This window comes from Mycolicibacter senuensis (assembly GCF_003284925.1).
GTDB lineage: Bacteria > Actinomycetota > Actinomycetes > Mycobacteriales > Mycobacteriaceae > Mycobacterium > Mycobacterium algericum_A.
Genome location: NZ_QMEX01000222.1, coordinates 1 through 4,053, shown reverse-complemented (window position 1 = coordinate 4,053; position 4,053 = coordinate 1). Strand labels below are relative to the sequence as shown.

Sequence of the window (4,053 nt, the reverse complement as noted above, 5' to 3'; positions counted from 1 at the left end):
ATTCCCGGCGGGGCTCGGGCGGGACGAACGGTTGCGGGGGTTGCGCCCAACGGCCCGCGGGCTGCTGGATCTCCTCCGCGGGGTGACGCGGAACCTCCTCCGCGGCTCGGCGAGCGCCGCCATCCTCCGCGGCTCGGCGCGGGGTCTCCTCGGCGGCCCGGCGATGCGAACCGCGGTAGGTCGGCTCGGCAGGCGGCGGCTGCGAGGTCTGTGACGGCTGGGGCGGCTGATATGGCTGATATGGCTGATGCGCCGCCGGTGTGGGGATTCCACCCGTCGGAATCCCCACCTCCGGAACGTCGATGATCGGGCTATCGGTGGTTTGGGTGACGGGATCCTCGGGGTAGTACGCCGCAGCGGCGTGGGCGTCGCGCGCACCGACGGCCTCCCCACCCGAGCGGGCCCAGTCGCTGTAGGCCCGAATAGTCGTGCGCGCAGCGGAATCAGTCTCCAGCGCCGGCCGGTGACTCAGGTCGGAGTCGAACAGGATCTCCAGGTTGGTCCGCAGGGCGGCCAACTCGGCGCGCAGCGCGGCGACCTCGTCGGCGGCCTGCGCCCGCAGCTCCGACGCCAGCTCACGGCGCAGCTGCGACTCCACCGTCAGCTCGTATTCGCGCCGCGCCGAGATCTCGCGGTCCAGCTGCAGGTCGTAGACCAGCTTCAGGTCCCGGGCCCGGGCCTGGTCGACGTCGCTCTGCCGCCGGTAGATCACCGACACGAACGCCGCCGCGACCGCTGCCCACAGCGCCACGATGACCGCGAGCTTCAGCAGTTCGACCCGACTGGTGAACACCAATGCCGAACTCGACGCGATAGCGAAGATCAGCAAGGCCGTCATCAGCGTCCAGCCCGGCCTGCGACCGCCGCGCCGACCCGGGGCGCGGGACAGGACCGAATTCATCTGCGCCGCTCCACCTCGTCGCCTCGTCCCCCTCGCCGCTGTGCGGACGGGGGCGCCCCAGCGCGTCCGCATCGTTGCCGACACGCATTGCCCGACTGTACCTGCACGAGGTCACTCCGCGTGTCGCCCTGCTCCGGCGATTCTCAGCCGGGCTGATCTCCGGTCAGCTGCCCGGACTGTCCGGGGTCGTGCGGCGACTTGCAGCAGTTCTGCAACCACAGCGCGGCGATGAGCAGTACCAGTGCACTGACCGCGGCGACCACCGCGCCTCCGGTGTCCTCGGCGGCGACGTGCAGCGCGGCGCGGCGCGGCAACAGGTAGCCCAGCACGCCGAGCCAGAAGCCGAGCACCAGCGCACCCATCCAGGCCGAGGCCTTTGCGACCACCACGGTGCGCGCCACCGCCAGCGGGTGCAGCCACCCGGGCCCGACGCCGATCTGACCGTTATCGATCTTCTCCCGGACATACCGGCCCCAGAGCGCCTCGGCGATCGCGACCACCAGCAGCGATATCCCGGTCCACGCGGTGATCGGCGGGAACCATCGGTACAACAGCGTCACCGCCAGGTAGCTGAGCACCGCGGCGGCGACCACACCCGCGGTGACGTCTCGACTACGGGTCGGGCCCATCAGCGCTGCAGCACCAGGTCGGTCAGCCGCAGCGAGGTGCGGTCGGCGGGTTCCAGTTCGTCCAGCAGGCCCGCCACCGTGCACTGCCGGCCGGCCACCGTCAGCTGCGCCTCCGGCTCGACCGCAAGCCACGGAACCATGACGAATGCGCGCAGATGCGCCAGCGGGTGCGGCAGGGTCAGCCCGTCGTCGCGGGAGAACAGCTCCGCGCCCCCGGGTTGTTCGCGGCAGCTGATCACGTCGACGTCGAGGGTCCGCGGGCCCCAGCGTTCGCCACGGACCCGGTCCGCCGCCTGTTCCAGTTCCTGGGCGCGGCGCAGCCAACCGTGTTTGTCGACGGCCGGATCCTCGACGATCAGCACCGCGTTGAGGAAGCGACCCTGATCGACCCCGCCCCACGCTTCGCTCTCGTAGACCCCGGACACCTCGCGCACCGCCGTGCCGAAGCCGTCGACGGCCGACTGCAACCTGGCCAACCGATCACCCAGGTTGGACCCGATGGAAAGCACCGCTTCAGTCATCGGCGCCGCTCCTCCTCATCGCTGTCATGCCGGGACCACGGTCCCGCGCCGGTCGCGCCGTGATCGCCGCGCCACCACCGCGACGTCGGCAAAGGTCAGTGGGATCGGGGCGTGCGGCTTGTGCAGCGTCACTTCCACCGCCTGCACCCGCACATCGGCCATGACCTCGTCGGCTATCTCGGCGGCCACGGTCTCGATGAGGTCGCGGGCTGGCCCGGCGATGATCTCGGCGGCACGCTGGGCCAGTACCCCGTAGTCGTAGGTGTCGGCCAGCGCGTCGCTGGCGGCCGCGACCGACAGGTCCATCCACACGGTGATGTCAACGATGAAGTCCTGGCCGTCGGCCCGCTCGTGGGCGAACACGCCGTGGTTGCCGCGAACCTTCAGCCCGCGCAATTCGATCCGGTCAGTCATCGCTGGTGCCTCCTTGCAACCCGGCTGCGGTCCAGGCGTCGACGACCCTGAGCGCGTCGACCGAGGCCCGCACGTCGTGCACTCGCACGCCCCAGGCGCCGTGCAGGCCGGCAAGCGCGGAGACGACCGCGGTGGCGGTCTCCCGCTCGTCGGGCGGCCGCGGCGCACCGTCGGCTCCAGCCAGCAGCGTACCGAGAAATCGCTTGCGCGACGCTCCCACGAGCACCGGTATGCCGATGCCCACCAGCTCTGGCAGCGCCTTCAACAGGGCCCAATTGTGTTGCGCCGTTTTGGCGAATCCCAGCCCGGGGTCGATGATCAACTTCGCGGGGTCCACACCGGCGGCGACCGCGGCATCGGCCGAGGCGAGCAGGTCGGCGCGCACCTCGGAGACGACGTCGCGGTAGCCCGGCACGCGATGCGGATGCCCGGGATCGACCGGGCGCCAGTGCATCAGCACCCAGCCGGCACCCGAGGCGGCCAGCAGCGGCGCCATGGCCGGATCGGCCCGCCCTCCGGAGACGTCGTTGACGATCTCGGCTCCGCAGTCCAGTGCGGCCCGGGCGACGGCTGCGTTCATCGTGTCGATGCTGACGGTAATACCCTGGGCCGCAAGTTCTCTCACGACGGGAACAACCCGTCGCGCTTCCGCCCGCGGATCGGTGCGCACCGCGCCGGGCCGGGTCGATTCCCCCCCGACGTCGATGATCGCTGCCCCCTCGGCCACCAGTTCCAGACCGTGCGCCACGGCACGGTCGGCATTCAGGTAGCGCCCGCCGTCGGAGAACGAGTCGGCGGTGACGTTGACCACCCCGACGACCTGGACGCATGTCGGGTTCACTTGCGCCGGATGAGTTCCAGGGCTTCGGCGCGCGACGCGCTGTCGGACTTGAACTGGCCGCGCACCGCCGATGTCGTGGTGATCGCACCGGGCTTGCGCACCCCCCGCATCGCCATGCACAGGTGCTCGGCCTCGACCACCACGATGACCCCGCGTGGGTTCAGTTTGCGCATCAGGGCGTCGGCGACCTGCCCGGTCAACCGCTCCTGCACCTGCGGCCGCTTGGCGTAGAGGTCCACCACCCGCGCCAGCTTGGACAAGCCGGTGATCCGGCCGTCATCGCCGGGGATATAGCCGACATGAGCGACCCCGTGAAAGGAGACCAGGTGGTGCTCGCAGGTCGAGTACAGCGGGATCTCCTTGACCAGCACCATTTCATCGTGCTGTTCGTCGAAGGTGGTCTCCAGCACCGTGTCCGGGTCGGTGTAGAGCCCGGCGAACATCTCCTGGTAAGCCCGGGCCACCCGCGCCGGGGTGTCGACCAGACCCGCGCGGTCCGGATCTTCGCCGACCGCGTACAGCAGTTCGCGCACCGCTGCTTCGGCGCGCGCTTGATCGAAACCTGTTGAGGTCATCGCCGATCCCACTCTCTCAGTCGCCGGACGGCGGTTCGGACCTGTTCTTCTCAGTGCCGCGCTGGTGGCCGTCGCCCTCGCCGGGCGGCGCCGCCGGTGCCGGCGGGGGTGCGGGGTAGGGCTGATACGGCGGGTAGGGCTGCGCCGGCGGGTAACCCTGCTGCGGCCATTG

Annotated in this window: 6 protein-coding genes; all 6 read right to left on the bottom strand. The window is 70.6% G+C overall.

The window, feature by feature from the left end; all coding sequences use genetic code 11:
- Positions 1-901, bottom strand: a 901-nt coding sequence (locus DQP56_RS23080; RefSeq protein ID WP_353617224.1) for a DUF6779 domain-containing protein, incomplete at its 3' end; no start/stop codon positions are given.
- Between the two features lie 143 nt (positions 902-1,044).
- A complete protein-coding gene (locus tag DQP56_RS23075) occupies positions 1,045-1,530 on the bottom strand; it encodes a DUF3180 domain-containing protein (RefSeq protein WP_112689361.1) in 486 nt (161 codons plus the stop codon).
- Positions 1,530-2,051 carry a 2-amino-4-hydroxy-6-hydroxymethyldihydropteridine diphosphokinase gene (gene folK / locus DQP56_RS23070; RefSeq protein ID WP_112689359.1) on the bottom strand — a complete coding sequence of 174 codons (522 nt, stop codon included), beginning with the start codon at positions 2,049-2,051 and terminating at the stop codon, positions 1,530-1,532. Before folK ends, DQP56_RS23075 begins: the two co-directional genes overlap by 1 nt.
- Before the next feature lie 24 nt (positions 2,052-2,075).
- A complete protein-coding gene (gene folB / locus DQP56_RS23065; protein ID WP_112689357.1) occupies positions 2,076-2,465 on the bottom strand; it encodes a dihydroneopterin aldolase in 390 nt (129 codons plus the stop codon).
- Complete coding sequence (gene folP, locus DQP56_RS23060; protein WP_112689355.1) at positions 2,458-3,306, bottom strand: dihydropteroate synthase; 849 nt, start codon at positions 3,304-3,306, stop codon at positions 2,458-2,460. Before folP ends, folB begins: the two co-directional genes overlap by 8 nt.
- A complete protein-coding gene (folE, locus tag DQP56_RS23055) occupies positions 3,303-3,881 on the bottom strand; it encodes a GTP cyclohydrolase I FolE (RefSeq protein ID WP_041318987.1) in 579 nt (192 codons plus the stop codon). The genes folP and folE overlap by 4 nt, the downstream gene beginning before the upstream one ends.
- Between the last annotated feature and the right edge of the window lie 172 nt (positions 3,882-4,053).